This is a genomic window from Pseudomonas sp. B21-021 (assembly GCF_024749205.1).
Taxonomy (GTDB): domain Bacteria; phylum Pseudomonadota; class Gammaproteobacteria; order Pseudomonadales; family Pseudomonadaceae; genus Aquipseudomonas; species Aquipseudomonas paraglycinae.
Window position 1 is genome coordinate 846,029 of sequence record NZ_CP087192.1, and the last position, 13,953, is coordinate 859,981.

Consider the following 13,953-nt stretch of genomic DNA (forward strand, 5'->3'; position numbering starts at 1 on the left):
AGAGTCAAGGGAGTGCCACATGCTTGCTCGAAACATTATCAAGTCGCTGATCTTTATTATTCTTGTGGTGGTGTTATCCGCTGCACTGGGCTGGCGTTTCTGGTCGCCGCCACCGGCGGCGGCCGAGCAACGGATCCCCAGCACCCGGGTCGGTCTGGCCGTGGTCAAGAAACAACCCTACACCTACTACCTCGAAGCCATCGGCAAACTCGAAGCCCAGCGTCAGGTGCTGGTGTCGGCTGAAGTCAGCGGCAAAGTGGTGGACATCGATTTCGAGTCCGGTGATGAAGTGAAGGCGGGGCAGGTGCTGCTCAAGCTCAACGACGCGCCGGAGCAAGGCGAACTGGTGCGCCTGAAAGGCGAGTACGAATCGGCCAAGGCCCAGTTCGCCCGGGTCCAGGAACTGGCCAAGACCGGCGCCGAAAGCCGTCGCGCCTTCGACAGTGCCCGCGCTCAATACGACGCGGCCAAAGGCGACATGGAGCGCATGCAGGCGCAGATCGCCCAACGGCACATTCGTGCGCCGTTCGCCGGCACCCTCGGCATTCGCCAGGCGCACCTGGGCCAATACCTGCAGGCCGGCAGCGCGGTGGCAACCCTGACCGATCCGGGCGTGCTGCGCGTCAACTTCACCCTCGCCGAGCGCGATGGCTCGCAAGTGCAACTGGGCCAGACCGTGCAGGCCAAGGTCGATGCCTGGGGTGATGTGACCTTCGCCGGCAAGATCGTCGCGGTCGATCCGCAGATCAACCAGTCTCACACCATCAACGTTCAAGCGGTCATCACCGACACGCAAAAACGCCTGCGTCCCGGCATGTATGCACGGGTCTCGGTGACCCTGCCGCAGACCGCCGAGCTGCTGATTCCGGAAACCGCGATCACCTACAACGCCTACGGCGAGAGCGTGTTCTCGGTCTACACCGACGAGGCCGGGGTGCAGAAGGTCAAGCGCGAAAGCATCAAGGTCGGCGAGCGCCGCGATGGCTGGGCGGTGGTCGACAAGGGCCTGACCGAAGGCGTGCAAGTGGTGACGTCCGGCCAGCTCAAGCTCCACGACGGCGTGGCGGTGGAAGGTGTCCCGGACACGATTGCTCTTAAACTCAGTGGGCTGGAAAAATGAATTTCACCGACCTCTTTCTTCGCCGCCCGGTGCTGGCCGTGGTGGTCAGCACGCTGATCCTGCTGTTCGGGGTACGCGCGCTGATGAACTTGCCGATCCGCCAGTACCCGATGCTGGAAACATCGACCATCACGGTCACGACCCAGTATCCCGGCGCTTCTTCGGAACTGATGCAAGGCTTCGTCACCCAACCGATCAGCCAGGCCGTGGCCTCGGTCGAGGGCATCGACTATCTGTCGTCGACTTCGACCCAGGGTCGCAGCCAGGTGACGATCCGCATGGCACTGAACAGTGACTCGATCGCGGCGCTGACCGAGGTCATGGCCAAGGTCAACCAGATCAAATACCGCTTGCCGAAGGACGCGTACGACCCGGTGGTGGAACGCACTTCCGGCGGCTTCACCAGCGTGGCCTACGTCGCGTTCGCCAGCTCCAACCTGACCATTCCGGAGATGTCGGATTACATCTCCCGCGTCGTCGAACCGATGTTCGCCGGCATCGAAGGCGTGGCCAAGATCAACATCATGGGCGAGCAGAAACTGTCCATGCGCCTGTGGCTCGACCCGCAGCGTCTGGCCGGTTACGGCATGACCGGGCAGGACGTTTCGGCGGCCATCGAGGGCAACAACTTCCAGGCAGCACCAGGTCAGGTCAAAGGCCTGTACGTGGTCAGCAACCTGCGAGTGAACACTGACCTGAACAGCGTCGAAGACTTCCGCGACATGGTGCTGCGCAACGACAACGGCCACATCATCCGTGTGCGTGACGTCGGCACTGTGGAACTGAACGCAGCCTCCACCGACACCAGCGGCGCGATGAGCGATGTGCCGGCGCTGTTCCTCGGTCTGGACGCGGCACCGACCGGCAACCCGCTGGTCATCGTAAAACGCGTGCGCGAATTGCTGCCGCAGATTCAGGAAACCCTGCCACCGGGCGTGACCGTGCAGATCCCGTTCGAAGTGGCGCACTTCATTCAGTCGTCGATCGACGAGGTGAGCTACACCCTGCTCGAAGCGCTGGTGATCGTGGTGCTGGTGATTTACCTGTGCCTGGGCACGTTCCGCACCGTGCTGATTCCGCTGGTGACGATACCGCTGTCGATGCTCGGCGCGGCCATGTTGATGCAGATGTTCGGCTTCAGCCTCAACCTGCTGACCCTGCTCGCCATGGTGCTCGCCATCGGGCTGGTGGTGGACGACGCCATCGTGGTGGTGGAAAACGTCCACCGTCACATCGAAGAGGGCAAGACGCCGTTCGACGCTGCGCTGATCGGCGCCCGTGAAGTGGCCGGGCCAGTCGTAGCGATGACCTTCACCCTGGCGGCGGTGTACGCGCCGATCGGTTTGATGGGCGGCCTCACCGGCACGCTGTTCAAGGAGTTCGCACTGACCCTGGCCGGCGCCGTGGTGATCTCCGGCATCGTCGCCCTGACCCTGTCGCCGATCATGAGTACCCGCCTGCTGGACGCGAAAACCAGCGAAGGTTTCATGGCCGTTAAGGCGGATCGTTTCTTCCAGTACCTGTCCCGTCGTTATGGCGCGCTGCTCGGCGGTTCGCTGGCACGACGCTGGATCAGCCTGAGCGTGGCGCTGGTGATCTTCTTCAGCCTGCCGTTCCTCTATCGCTCGGCGCAGACCGAACTGGCGCCGCTGGAAGACCAGAACATTCTGCTGACCGCGATCAAGGCACCGCAGCACGCCAACCTGAATTACCTCGAAGCCTACGCCCACGAGCTGTACAAGACCTTCAACGAAATCTCCGAGGGTTACAGCAACTGGGTGGCGAACGGTTCCGACGGTCTGTCCAACAGCGTCGGCGGGATCAATCTGGTGGACTGGGAAAAACGCGGTCGCGATGCCAACACCATCCAGCCTGACTTGCAGGCGCGGGTGAACCAGATCGAAGGCACGAGCATTTTCGTGTTCCAGATGCCGCCGCTGCCGGGCTCCACCGGTGGCCTGCCGGTGCAGATGGTGATCCGTAGCGATCAGGAATATCTGGCGCTGTACAACGTGATGGATCAGCTCAAGCAGGCGGCGCAAGCCAGTGGTCTGTTCGCGGTGGTCGACAGTGATCTGGACTTCAACAACCCGGTGGTGGAAATCCAGGTCGACCGGGCCAAGGCCAACGCCCTGGGCATCCGCATGCAGGACATCGGCGAGACGCTCAACAGCCTGATCGGCGAGAAGTACGTCAACCGGTTCTCGTTCCACGGCCGTTCCTACGACGTGATTCCGCAGTCGGTGTCGGCGGATCGCCTGACCCCGGAAACCCTGAAGCTGTACTACGTGAAGGATCAGAAGGGCAATCCGGTGCCGCTGTCGACGCTGGCCACCCTCAGCGTCAAGGTCGAGCCGAACCGCCTGACCCAGTTCAACCAGCAGAACTCCGCCACGTTCCAGGCCATTCCGGCGCCGGGCGTGACGCTGGGTGATGCGGTGGGCTTCCTGCAAAAACAATCGGAAGGCTTCCCGGCCGGCTTCAGTTTCGACTGGCAGTCCGACGCCCGCCAATACGTGCAGGAAGGCAACAGCCTGGCGTTCACCTTCGGCCTGGCCCTAGTGATCATCTACCTGGTGCTGAGCGTGCAATACGAGAGCTTCCGCGACCCGTTCATCATCCTGATCAGCGTGCCGCTGTCGATCTGCGGAGCCCTTGTACCGCTGGCGCTGGGCATGACCTCAATGAACATCTACACCCAGATCGGCCTGATCACGCTGATCGGTCTGATCAGTAAGCACGGGATCCTGATGGTCGCGTTCGCCAACGAGTTGCAGCGCCAGCAAGGCATGGACCGCGTGCAAGCGATCCAGCACGCCGCGCAGGTGCGTCTGCGGCCGATCCTGATGACCACTGCGGCGATGGTGGTCGGCCTCGCGCCCCTGTTGTTCGCCAGCGGTGCCGGCGCCAACAGCCGCTTCGGCCTGGGCCTGGTGATTGTGGTGGGGATGCTGATCGGCACCTTGTTCACCCTGTTCATTCTGCCGTCGGTGTACACGCTGCTCAGTTCGATCAAGCAACCGAGCCACGCACCCGAAGCCGAACCGGCCGGTGTGCCGCAACCCATCCTGTGAGGACGTGACATGCATTCGATTACACGTTTGATGCTGGCGCCGCTGGCGGCGTCCATCCTGTTGGCGGCGGGTTGTGTGAACTACGCCGGGATCGATCATCAGGGCAAATTGCTGGCGGTCGGCGATGCGCCGTCCGACAGCCTGAAAGACAAGCTGCCACCGGCCCAATGGCCGCGTGCGGACTGGTGGAGATCGCTGGGTGATCCGCGACTGGGCGCATTGATCGAAGAAGCGTACGCGAGCAATCCGGACCTGCAGGAAGTCGCTGCGCGGGTCGCAAAGGCCAACGCATTTCTCGACCTGCGCGATGCCGAACGCTATCCCGAAATGGACGCGTCGGCGGGTGTCACTCGCGGTCGGCTGTCACGCTTCGAGGACTACAGCGGCGAGGGCCACAAGTACTTCACCGCACGCAATCTGGCGGTGAATTTCAGCTACACCTTCGATCTTTGGGGCGGCCAGCGTGCCGCGTGGGAATCGGCGCTCAACAGCGCACGAGCGGCGGAAGTCGATCTGCAATCGTCGCGGCTGATTCTGGCGACAAACGTGGTCAAGGCTTACAACCAGTTGTCGTATGCGTGGCAGGTCTCGGAGCTCAATCAACGGGATCTCGAACGCCTGAGCAAACTGGTGGATCTGACGGATTCACGCTATGGCTCGGGGCTCGACAACTTGTCGCAACTCAAGCAGGTGCAGAGCCTCAAGGCGCGTTCGGAATCGACCCTGATCGGCGCCAACGAAGACATCGAAATTGCTCGTCTTCAACTGTCGGCGCTGATCGGCAAGGGCGTTGATCGTGCGCACACGCTTGAGCGGCCATCGAATCTGCAAGCGAGCGTGGTGGCATTGCCGGCGCAGTTGCCGGCTCAACTATTGGGCCGTCGTCCGGACATCGTCGCTGCGCGTTGGCGCGTGGAGGCCGAGACCAAGAACGTCGAGGCAGTGAAGACCACGTTCTACCCGAACATCAATCTGGTGGCGGCGGCGGGTTCCCATGCGCTGACCGGTGATGCGCTGTTCGCCGGGGTCAGCAAGTTCTGGAATGTGGCGCCAACGGTGTCGCTGCCGATCTTCGATGCCGGGCGTCTGCGCTCCGATCTGAAGGCCGGCAACGCTGAACTCGACAGCTCTATCGCGCAGTACAACCGGGTGTTGAATTCGGCCCTGCACGAGGTGGCGATTTCGGTGACGCAGCTGCGTTCGTTCGAGCAGCAAATCGTCGTGCAGCGCGATGCCTGTTCGATTGCGCAGTCGTCTTACGATCTGTCGCAGTCGCGCTACAAGGCCGGGGAGGACACGTTCCTCGATGCGCTGAACATCGAGCAGCAATTGATCCAGGACGAAATGCGCCTGGCCTTCCTCAACAGCAAGCACATCGACAGCTCGGTTTCGTTGATGGCGGCGCTGGGCGGCGGGTTCCAGGCGCCCGCGCTGGAGACAGCGCAGGGCAGCAATTTGTAGTGTTTTCCGGGACGCCGCCTTCGGGGCGGCTGTCGCGGGGAAAAAGCATCTTGTGTATAGTCTTACTGTTCTCGTATAGACGAATACAAGCCGGATTTTTCCCGCCTATATCATCAAGGGTACCTACCTATGAACGTCCCGAATCATCCCAATCAGGATCAGATCCTTCTGGAAAATGTGCTGAACGCATTGGGAAGCCCGCTACGCCTGACCGTGTTGAAAGTGTTGTCCGATGGCCAGGAACATCCATGCGGCCGGATCCTCAAGGGCGCATCGAAGTCGACCATGACCCACCACTGGCGGGTACTGCGCGACAGCGGCCTGATTTGGCAGCGCCCTTACGGTCGGGAAAACCTGCTGTCCCTGCGTCGTGAAGACATGGACGTGCGTTTTCCGGGATTGCTCGACTCGCTGCTGTCGGCGGTCAAGACCGATGAACAGACCATCAGCGTCATCAGCAAACACGAAGTGACCGAAGAAAACGGAGCCGAGTGACAGACACCGCCGGTGAAGGGTTGGCCTTCCACGGCAACCAACAATTCACCATCACCAGGAAGGTGTGAGCGGGTATGGATACAAGTCATTACTGGTCATCGCGACCGCTGTCGGAATTGACCGGCTCCGAGCATCACTGGCTGTTTTTGCCCGGGGCATTGACCCCACGTCTGAAAGCCATGGGCGATTATTCAATCGAAGTCGTCGAGCAGTCCCATGGCCCGCTCAATCCTGAAGAAGCGCAAGCGCTGAACGTTCCGCCAAACACCATTGGTTGGGTGCGCGAAGTGGTGATGAAGCTCGATGGCGAGGCCTGCGTCACCGCGCGCAGCCTGACCAGCGTGCCGGCGCTGAATGGCGACTGGGCGGATCTGAACGGCTATGGTCGTCGACCGCTGGCCGAGATTCTCTACACGTCGGAGCAGACCCTGCGCGAGCCTTTCCAGTGCGCCTTGCTGTCCCCCGGCGCACCGTTGGCGGCGCTGTCCTACCGCTTCGCACCACAGGCCAAACGTCTGCTGGCCCGGCGATCGCGTTTCACCCGCAATGGTTCGGCGCTGCTGGTCAGCGAGTGCTTTCTGCCGGCGTTCTGGGCACGGGTCGAGTACGCTCAGGCGCTCAAGTCGGCCTGATGAAAAAAACCTGCGGGAGTGAACGCCCGCAGGTTTTTTTTCGCCGGTATTTCAGAGCCGGATCACCGCTTCGATCTGCTTGATGGCCGGCGTCAGCGCCTGCGCCAGTTGCTCGGCTTTCGAGGTCGGGCGCATGGTTCTGGATGACCGTAGGAACAGAGGATCATCGAACCGCTTGCGCAGCCGTGCCAGCGATCCGCTGATGGCGGGTTGTTTGACGTGCAAGCGCTCGGCCGTGCGTGACACGCTGCGTTCGCGGAACAGCACCAGGAAAATGATGATCAGGTTCAGGTCGATATCCGCGAAGTTGTCTTCATTGAATAGCATGGTTACATCCCTGTCATAACCCGCCGACCTTTAGCCGAGGCCGGCGGGTGTCTGGATCACTGCTCGGGTGCCAGGCGCAGTTCGTCGTTCAGACGGTAGTAACTGCGGTTGAAATAGACCAGGCCTTCCGTGGCCTCGCTGTGTTGCTGCAGCTCGAGGATTTCACAGTAGAAGATGCTGTGAGTGCCGACCTCGTCGACCTTGCTGACCCGGCAATCGAGGCTGACCAGCGCCTCTTCGATCACCGGCGAGCCGGTCTTGAGGGTCTGGCAATTCACGCTGGAAAAACGCTCCTGCATGCTCAACTGCCGATTCGCAAACGCGCCGGACGTTGACTGGTGATCACCGGTCAGGACGTTCACGCACAGCACGCCATTGGTCTTGAAATGCTCGTGATTGGACGACGAGCGATTGACGCACACCAGCAGCGTGGGCGGTGAATCCGTCACGCTGCACACCGCCGACGCGGTAAAGCCGAAACGCCCCGCAGGGCCATCGGTCGTGACGATGGTGACGGCACTCCCCAGCATCGCCATTGCATTACGAAACTCCGTTGAATCAACCATCGCGTCACCTCATTCCATGTAGGTTTAATGGAGCCGATCCGTTCTTCCTTGTCCGTTGTCGTTGTGCGAAAACGGGTATCGGGCAACACGTTCGCTCTGGCGATATAGTACGTATGTATACGTACCTTGCAAGCTATTCCTTGTGCTTATTTTGCGGTCGATACGCTCGACAGGCATTGCTGTTGCGCCTGTTCAAGGCTGGCCTCCAGCGTGCTCAATTCCTCTTGCTGTCGGGTGAGTTTCAGCAGCTGCGCCGCGATTTCCTTTTGCTTGTCGGCAATCGCGCGGCGGGCTTTTTCGTAGGGTGACAATTCCGGTTGGCCGGCGAAGATCGCCTGCAATTCCCTGAGGCGAAAACCCAGCGCCTGCGCGCATTTGATAAAGCTCAGCAGTTCGACCGTCTGCGGGTCGTAGACCCGGTATTTGCCCTGGCGCGGGGCCTCGGGCAGCAGGCCGATCGACTCGTAATGGCGGATGGTCTTGATCGTGGTTCCCGAACGCTGTGCGGCCTGGCCGATGTACATGTGCAAATCCCTTTTCTCCGTCAGCGGGCCCGAGCAGCAATAGCGGAAAACTCAATGGCGGGCAATCGATCCGGCCTGCTTCAGCCAGGTTTCGCGCTGATGGTCGCTGGCGCCGAGCACCGGCCCGAAGGTCAGTGTCCGGCGTGGTTCGATACCGCAGAACGCCAACGTGTTTTTGCGCACCTCGTGCAGGCCGGGCATGCGATAGATCCAGCGGTAATACCAGGGCGGGGTGTCCATAGTGACCAGCAGGTGGGCGCTGCGACCATGCAGGAGTTTGTCGGGGAACGCTTTGCCCTGGCGGTACTTGAAAGCGAAGCCGGGGAGCAGGACCCGGTCGAAAAAACCTTTGAGCAGCGCCGGAATCCCGCCCCACCAGATCGGGTACACCAGCGTCAGGTGTTCGGCCCACAGCAGGTCGGCCTGGGCCTGGAGCAGATCCGGTTCAAGGGTCTGAACCTGACGGTAACCTTTGCGCAGGATCGGATCGAAATCGAGCTGGCCGAGGGCGATTTCCCGTACTTCGTGCCCTGCCGCGCGAGCTGACTGTGCGTAGCGTCCGGCCAGTGCCGCGCAAAAACTTTCGCTGGATGGATGGCCGAGAATCAACAAAATCCGCTTGCCCATCATGAATGCCCCTGAGGAAGAAACCCCAAGGGTAAAGTCTGCCCCTCAGGGCAGAGTCAAGGTGTCGAGCAGGGCGCGGGCATAGGTGGGGAGGGCGGCGAAGTCGCGGGCGCACAGCAACAGTTTGCGCCTGGCCCAGCCTTCATTCATCGGCAGGGTCTTGAAGGCTTGCGGCGCGGCACGCTGAACCGCCGCCAGCGGCACGATGCCCAGACCGGCACCGCGGGCCACCATGCGCATCACCCCGTCGAAACCATCGGCGCGGATACGGATCTGCATCCGCGAGCCGCTGTGCAGTGCCTGTTCTTCCAGGTACACCGCCAGAGCACTGTCGACGTGCAGCCCGACAAAGTCGTGGCGCAGGGCGTCGCTGAAGCTGACTTCGGTCGCGTCAGACAGTGGGTGTTCCAGCGGCAGAATCAGCATCAGCGGATCATCGCGAAAGGCTCGGGTCTGCAAGTCGGTGGTGTCGATCGCGTCGGACACAATGCCCAGATCCGCCGCGCCCTGACGCAAGGCATGGGTGATGCGGGCACTGGGCAATTCCTGCAGATCAATGTCGAGGTTTGGGTGCTCGCGCAGGAAATCCGCCAGCACCTCCGGCAGGTATTCGCTGAGCGCCGTGGTGTTGCACAGCAGACGCACCTGGCCTTTGACGCCGCGCGCGTATTCGGCCAGATCCTGTTGCAGGCGTTCGGCCTGTTGCAGCAACACCCGCGCATGTTGCGCCAGGGCTTTGCCGGCCGGTGTAGGCGTAACGCCACGGCGCCCGCGCTCAAGAAACTCGGTGCCCAACGAAGCTTCCATCGCCCGGATCCTCGCACTGGCCGCCGCCAGCGACAGATGACTGCGAGCGGCGCCGGCGGTGATGTTGCCGCTGTCGATGATGTGCAGGTACAGGCGCAGGTCGGTGAGGTCGAAGTGCATGGGACAGCCTCAATATCAGTGGTGTCAGTCCTGACGCCTTCGCGGGCAAGCCCGCTCCCACAGGTCCGATGTCGAACACAAGTTCTGCGTACAACACAAACACTGTGGGAGCGGGCTTGCCCGCGAAGAGGCCAGTGGCCGCGAAGAATTTACAAGCCTCTTGTACAGGTAGAGGCTGCCTCAGTGTATGACAGATTTTCAGTTCACCCGCGCAGGCGCAAAGTGTGGCGATGAACGCACTCGCAGATTTCTATCAAAACCTCGGTCTGGCCCTTTCATTGCTGGTGATTTCGACCTTCGTCGTCGCCGGTCTGATCAAAGGCGTGATCGGTCTCGGCCTGCCCACCGTTGCCATGGGTTTGCTCGGTCTGGCTATGGCACCGTCGCAGGCTGCGGCGTTGCTGATCATTCCAGCGACCCTCACCAACGTCTGGCAACTGGCGTTCGGCGGGCACTTGCGGGGATTGGTGAAACGCTTGTGGCCGATGCTGCTGGCGATCTTTCTCGGCACGGCCATGGGCACTTTGTGGATCGGCATGGCGGGCGGGCATTGGGTCGTGCGCGGGCTCGGCGCGGCGCTGTTGCTCTATGCGCTGAGCGGATTGTTCCTGCCGACGCTGAGTGTCAGTCGCCGCCATGAACCGTGGCTCGGTCCGCTGTGTGGCGTGATCACCGGCGTCATTACTTCGGCCACCGGTGTGTTCGTGATTCCCGCCGTTCCGTACATGCAGGCCCTGGGCTTGAGCCGCGATGAGCTGGTGCAGGCGCTGGGCCTGTCCTTCAGCGTGTCGACCCTGGCACTGGCCGGTGGATTGCTCTGGCGCGGGTCGCTCGGTGGCGCGGAGTTGAGCGCCTCGCTACTGGCGCTGATCCCGGCGGTGCTCGGGATGTTGCTCGGCCAATGGCTGCGTCAGCGCATCAGCGCCGTGCTGTTCAAGCGGGTGTTCTTCATTGGTCTGGGCGCGCTCGGCGCCCATCTGCTGATCAGCGGCTAGCGGACGAATCGCTGAGCATTTCAATCGGGCGGATATCGAAATCCCGCTCCAGATACTCCATGCGCTGGGCCAGGAATTGCTGCATGTGCGGCAGGTTCGAGTGCACGTCCAGATGCGCCTGGCTTTCCCAGATCTCGTAGAAAATGAACAGGCTCGGGTCTTCCTTGTCGCGCAGCATGTGGTACTCGATGCAGCCGGGTTCGGCGCGGCTCGGTTCGACATAGGCGCGGAAAAATGCTTCGAAGGCCTCGGCTTTTTCCGGGCGGGTCTTGGCGTGCAGGATGAAACCCTGGCGTTCGCTCATCGCAAAAAACTCCATTCAGATTTAGATGGCGGTCAATCCTACGGCAACAATCGGCATTCGATTCGTGCGTTTTACTCAAATGAATTTTGCGCAACCGGTGCTTATTCCGCGCGAGGCGGATCGCTAATCTGCCGCCATTGAATTTTTCCCCTTCTCCATCCAGCGCTCTGCGCTGCGCATCGGAATCCGATCGAGGCTCTCCCATGAAAAAAGTGCTGTTGCTCAATGGCGGTAAAAAATTCGCCCACTCCGACGGTCGCTACAACACCACCCTGCATGAAGCGGCGCTGAGCGTGCTGGATCGTGGCGGTGTCGACGTCAAGACCACCTTCATTGACGAGGGTTACGACATCGCCGAAGAAGTCGCCAAATTCCTCTGGGCCGACGTGATCATTTATCAGATGCCGGGCTGGTGGATGGGCGCGCCGTGGACCGTGAAAAAGTACATCGACGAAGTATTCACCGAAGGCCACGGCAGCCTCTACGCCAGCGATGGCCGCACCCGTTCCGATTCGTCGCAGAAGTACGGCAGCGGCGGTCTGATCCAGGGCAAGCAATACATGCTGTCGCTGACCTGGAACGCACCGCAGCAGGCGTTCGATGATCCGACCGACTTCTTTGAAGCCAAAGGCGTGGACGCCGTGTACTTCCCGTTCCACAAGGCCAACGAGTTTCTCGGCATGACCGGCCTGCCGACATTCCTCTGTGTGGACGTGATGAAACGCCCGAACATCGAAGCGGATGTGGCGCGCTACGAGCAGCATCTGACCGAGGTGTTTGGCCTCAAGGCCTGACGCTCGGCTACTATCGAAGGCCTGAGCTTGCGCTGCAGGCCTTTCGATTCGAGGACACCCGTGAAAGCCAGATCCGATGAGTTGCAGATTTTCGTCTGCGTGATCGAATGCGGTTCGATCTCCGCCGCCGCCGAGCAGGTCGGACAGACGCCGTCGGCGGTCAGCCGCACGCTGTCGCGGCTGGAAGCCAAGCTCGACACCACGCTGATCAACCGCACCACCCGGCGCATGGACCTGACCGAGGAGGGCAAGTATTTCTTCGAACAGGCCAAGCTGATCCTCGACCAGATGGATCAACTCGAAGAGCGCCTCTCTTCCCGTCAGCAGACGCCATCAGGACGGTTGCGCATCAACGCCGCATCGCCGTTCATGCTCCACGCCATCGTGCCGTACATCGACGAGTTCCGTCGGCTGTACCCGGACATCCAGCTCGAACTCAACAGCAATGACCTGATCATTGACCTGCTGGAACAAAGCACCGACGTCGCCATCCGCATCGGCACCCTCGCCGATTCGACGTTGCATGCTCGTTCGCTGGGTTGCAGTCCGCTGCTGATCGTCGCCAGTCCCGCCTATCTGGAAAAACACGGCGCGCCGCTGCAAGTGGCCGATCTCAGCGAACACACCTTGCTCGGCTTCACCCAGAACGAAGGCCTCAACCAGTGGCCGCTGCGTTACGTGCACGGTGACCGCTGGCCGATCACTCCGGCAATCAGCGCCTCCAGCGGCGAGACGGTTCGCCATCTGGCGCTGGAAGGCCAGGGCATTGCCTGCCTCTCGCACTTCATGACCATCGACGACATACGTGCCGGGCGGCTGAAGGTGTTGCTGGCGGAATTCAACAGCGGTTATCGCCAGCCGATCAACGCGGTGTACTACCGCAACTCGCAGCTGGCGCTGCGCATCCAGTGCTTCCTCGACTTCATCCAGAGCAAACTGGCGGCTTACGCCAGCGCCGATTTCAAAGGCTGATTCGTGATCCCTGCGCAACAGTGATTTGGTTGTGGGCGGGTTTTTCCACCGAGCTCGGCGGTCGATACTCGTTGCATCACTTACTCACGCAGGGAGTTTCTCCATGAACGTATTCGTCACCGGCGCTGCCGGTTTTATCGGCGGCTCCATCGCCACCGGTCTGGTCCAGGCCGGCCACACCGTCACCGGTCTGGTACGCAGCGCCGAACAGGCCAATGAGCTGAAAGCACTGGGCATCACCCCGGTAATCGGCACCCTCGACGACAACGCATTGCTGGCCGAACAGGCCCGCGCCGCCGACGCCGTGATCAACGCCGCCAGCAGCGACCATCGCGGCGCGGTCGAAGCCTTGCTCGATGCCCTGCGCGGCTCGAACAAAGTGTTCCTGCACACCAGCGGTTCGAGCATCGTCGGCGACGCCTCGGGCGGCAAATCCAGCGACGTCATCTACTTCGAAGACAACCTGCCGGAGCCGACCGTCGACAAGGCCGCACGGGTGGCCATCGACAACCTGATCCTCGCGGCAGCGAAGGACGGTGTGAACTCGGCCGTCATCTGCAACACCCTGATCTACGGCCACAGCCTGGGCGTCAATCGCGACAGCGTGCAGTTGCCGCGTCTGCTGAAACAGGCACGTAAAAGCGGCGTAGTGCGTCACGTCGGCACCGGTCAGAACATCTGGTCCAACGTGCACATCGAAGACGTGGTGGCGCTGTACCTGCTGGCCCTGACCAAAAACGTCCCGGGCACCTTCTACTTCGTCGAAAGCGGCGAAGCGTCGTTCATCGACATGACCACCGCCATGGCCCAGGCCCTGAACCTCGGCGAGCCACAAGACTGGCCGCTGAAAGACGCCGAAGCCGAGTGGGGCTACGAAATGGCCAACTACGGCCTCGGCTCCAACAGCCGCGTACGCGGCAAACACGCCCGCGAACTGCTGGGCTGGGCGCCGAAGCGTACGTCGGTGGTTGAATGGATTCGTAACGAAATGGTGTGAGTCCACGCTGAAAAGGTGACGCCCCAAGACCGGTGGAAGCAAGCTTGCTTGTTTTCACCGGTTTTTTGTGCCCGAGGATCATGAAAATCCCACCCCTCGATTTTCATTATTCGCGACAAGACATATCCAAAAGCGACA

The 13,953-nt window shown here is 61.3% G+C and carries 15 protein-coding genes; 9 read left to right on the top strand and 6 right to left on the bottom strand.

The genetic code is table 11. The annotated features are described in order from the left end of the window. The first annotated feature begins 19 nt into the window (after nucleotides 1–19). From LOY31_RS03635 to LOY31_RS03655, 5 genes are all read left to right on the top strand, one after another. Nucleotides 20–1,120 (top strand): efflux RND transporter periplasmic adaptor subunit, encoded by a 1,101-nt coding sequence (locus LOY31_RS03635; protein WP_085607993.1) that lies wholly within the window; start codon nucleotides 20–22, stop codon nucleotides 1,118–1,120. Continuing rightward, on the top strand, nucleotides 1,117–4,194 hold the full coding sequence (locus LOY31_RS03640) for a MexW/MexI family multidrug efflux RND transporter permease subunit (RefSeq protein ID WP_258712849.1): 3,078 nt from the start codon (nucleotides 1,117–1,119) through the stop codon (nucleotides 4,192–4,194). The genes LOY31_RS03635 and LOY31_RS03640 overlap by 4 nt, the downstream gene beginning before the upstream one ends. Nucleotides 4,195–4,203: 9 nt before the next feature. Beyond that, complete coding sequence (locus LOY31_RS03645; protein WP_258712850.1) at nucleotides 4,204–5,655, top strand: efflux transporter outer membrane subunit; 1,452 nt, start codon at nucleotides 4,204–4,206, stop codon at nucleotides 5,653–5,655. A gap of 129 nt (nucleotides 5,656–5,784) precedes the next feature. Continuing rightward, nucleotides 5,785–6,150 (top strand): helix-turn-helix transcriptional regulator, encoded by a 366-nt coding sequence (locus tag LOY31_RS03650; RefSeq protein WP_007953843.1) that lies wholly within the window; start codon nucleotides 5,785–5,787, stop codon nucleotides 6,148–6,150. A 74-nt stretch (nucleotides 6,151–6,224) separates the two neighbouring features. After that, nucleotides 6,225–6,782 (top strand): chorismate lyase, encoded by a 558-nt coding sequence (locus LOY31_RS03655; protein WP_258712851.1) that lies wholly within the window; start codon nucleotides 6,225–6,227, stop codon nucleotides 6,780–6,782. Nucleotides 6,783–6,833: 51 nt separating this feature from the next. Here LOY31_RS03655 and LOY31_RS03660 read toward each other — a convergent pair whose 3' ends face one another. From LOY31_RS03660 to LOY31_RS03680, 5 genes are all read right to left on the bottom strand, one after another. Further along, nucleotides 6,834–7,109, bottom strand: a complete 276-nt coding sequence (locus tag LOY31_RS03660; protein WP_007953837.1) for a LysR family transcriptional regulator — start codon at nucleotides 7,107–7,109, stop codon at nucleotides 6,834–6,836. Nucleotides 7,110–7,165: 56 nt separating this feature from the next. Then, nucleotides 7,166–7,675: a flavin reductase gene (locus tag LOY31_RS03665; RefSeq protein ID WP_007953834.1), complete on the bottom strand. Its 510-nt coding sequence runs from the start codon at nucleotides 7,673–7,675 to the stop codon at nucleotides 7,166–7,168. Between the two features lie 146 nt (nucleotides 7,676–7,821). Further along, nucleotides 7,822–8,199, bottom strand: coding sequence for a MerR family transcriptional regulator (locus LOY31_RS03670; RefSeq protein ID WP_258712852.1), 378 nt, complete (start codon nucleotides 8,197–8,199; stop codon nucleotides 7,822–7,824). Nucleotides 8,200–8,250: 51 nt separating this feature from the next. Next, the gene (locus tag LOY31_RS03675) at nucleotides 8,251–8,826 is read right to left on the bottom strand and encodes an NAD(P)H-dependent oxidoreductase (RefSeq protein ID WP_258712853.1); all 576 of its coding nucleotides are present in this window, start codon (nucleotides 8,824–8,826) and stop codon (nucleotides 8,251–8,253) included. Nucleotides 8,827–8,871: 45 nt separating this feature from the next. Then, nucleotides 8,872–9,753 carry a LysR substrate-binding domain-containing protein gene (locus LOY31_RS03680; protein WP_258712854.1) on the bottom strand — a complete coding sequence of 294 codons (882 nt, stop codon included), beginning with the start codon at nucleotides 9,751–9,753 and terminating at the stop codon, nucleotides 8,872–8,874. 230 nt (nucleotides 9,754–9,983) lie between these two features. Here LOY31_RS03680 and LOY31_RS03685 point away from each other — a divergent pair, with 230 nt between their 5' ends. Next, on the top strand, nucleotides 9,984–10,748 hold the full coding sequence (locus LOY31_RS03685; protein ID WP_258712855.1) for a sulfite exporter TauE/SafE family protein: 765 nt from the start codon (nucleotides 9,984–9,986) through the stop codon (nucleotides 10,746–10,748). Here the strand turns inward: LOY31_RS03685 and LOY31_RS03690 are convergent. Continuing rightward, nucleotides 10,738–11,052, bottom strand: coding sequence for a putative quinol monooxygenase (locus tag LOY31_RS03690; protein WP_085608002.1), 315 nt, complete (start codon nucleotides 11,050–11,052; stop codon nucleotides 10,738–10,740). The two genes, LOY31_RS03685 and LOY31_RS03690, sit on opposite strands and share 11 nt — an antisense overlap. Before the next feature lie 203 nt (nucleotides 11,053–11,255). On the opposite strand from LOY31_RS03690, the gene LOY31_RS03695 reads away from it, so the two are divergent. The 3 genes from LOY31_RS03695 to LOY31_RS03705 all read left to right on the top strand — a co-directional run bounded on the left by LOY31_RS03695 (nucleotide 11,256) and on the right by LOY31_RS03705 (nucleotide 13,815). Further along, nucleotides 11,256–11,846: an NAD(P)H-dependent oxidoreductase gene (locus LOY31_RS03695; RefSeq protein WP_179692729.1), complete on the top strand. Its 591-nt coding sequence runs from the start codon at nucleotides 11,256–11,258 to the stop codon at nucleotides 11,844–11,846. Nucleotides 11,847–11,906: 60 nt separating this feature from the next. Then, complete coding sequence (locus tag LOY31_RS03700) at nucleotides 11,907–12,818, top strand: LysR family transcriptional regulator (protein WP_007953823.1); 912 nt, start codon at nucleotides 11,907–11,909, stop codon at nucleotides 12,816–12,818. Between the two features lie 103 nt (nucleotides 12,819–12,921). Beyond that, on the top strand, nucleotides 12,922–13,815 hold the full coding sequence (locus tag LOY31_RS03705) for an NAD-dependent epimerase/dehydratase family protein (protein ID WP_115076469.1): 894 nt from the start codon (nucleotides 12,922–12,924) through the stop codon (nucleotides 13,813–13,815). Nucleotides 13,816–13,953 lie beyond the last annotated feature (138 nt).

Bases quoted from the DNA above. Each gene is read 5' to 3' on its own strand.
- LOY31_RS03645 (WP_258712850.1), top strand. From the start codon at position 4,204: ATGCATTCGATTACACGTTTGATGCTGGCGCCGCTGGCGGCGTCCATC.
- LOY31_RS03690 (WP_085608002.1), bottom strand. From the start codon at position 11,052: ATGAGCGAACGCCAGGGTTTCATCCTGCACGCCAAGACCCGCCCGGAA.
- LOY31_RS03685 (WP_258712855.1), top strand. From the start codon at position 9,984: ATGAACGCACTCGCAGATTTCTATCAAAACCTCGGTCTGGCCCTTTCA.
- LOY31_RS03705 (WP_115076469.1), top strand. From the start codon at position 12,922: ATGAACGTATTCGTCACCGGCGCTGCCGGTTTTATCGGCGGCTCCATC.
- LOY31_RS03665 (WP_007953834.1), bottom strand. From the start codon at position 7,675: ATGGTTGATTCAACGGAGTTTCGTAATGCAATGGCGATGCTGGGGAGT.
- LOY31_RS03635 (WP_085607993.1), top strand. From the start codon at position 20: ATGCTTGCTCGAAACATTATCAAGTCGCTGATCTTTATTATTCTTGTG.
- LOY31_RS03695 (WP_179692729.1), top strand. From the start codon at position 11,256: ATGAAAAAAGTGCTGTTGCTCAATGGCGGTAAAAAATTCGCCCACTCC.
- LOY31_RS03650 (WP_007953843.1), top strand. From the start codon at position 5,785: ATGAACGTCCCGAATCATCCCAATCAGGATCAGATCCTTCTGGAAAAT.
- LOY31_RS03670 (WP_258712852.1), bottom strand. From the start codon at position 8,199: ATGTACATCGGCCAGGCCGCACAGCGTTCGGGAACCACGATCAAGACC.
- LOY31_RS03675 (WP_258712853.1), bottom strand. From the start codon at position 8,826: ATGGGCAAGCGGATTTTGTTGATTCTCGGCCATCCATCCAGCGAAAGT.
- LOY31_RS03680 (WP_258712854.1), bottom strand. From the start codon at position 9,753: ATGCACTTCGACCTCACCGACCTGCGCCTGTACCTGCACATCATCGAC.
- LOY31_RS03660 (WP_007953837.1), bottom strand. From the start codon at position 7,109: ATGCTATTCAATGAAGACAACTTCGCGGATATCGACCTGAACCTGATC.
- LOY31_RS03655 (WP_258712851.1), top strand. From the start codon at position 6,225: ATGGATACAAGTCATTACTGGTCATCGCGACCGCTGTCGGAATTGACC.
- LOY31_RS03640 (WP_258712849.1), top strand. From the start codon at position 1,117: ATGAATTTCACCGACCTCTTTCTTCGCCGCCCGGTGCTGGCCGTGGTG.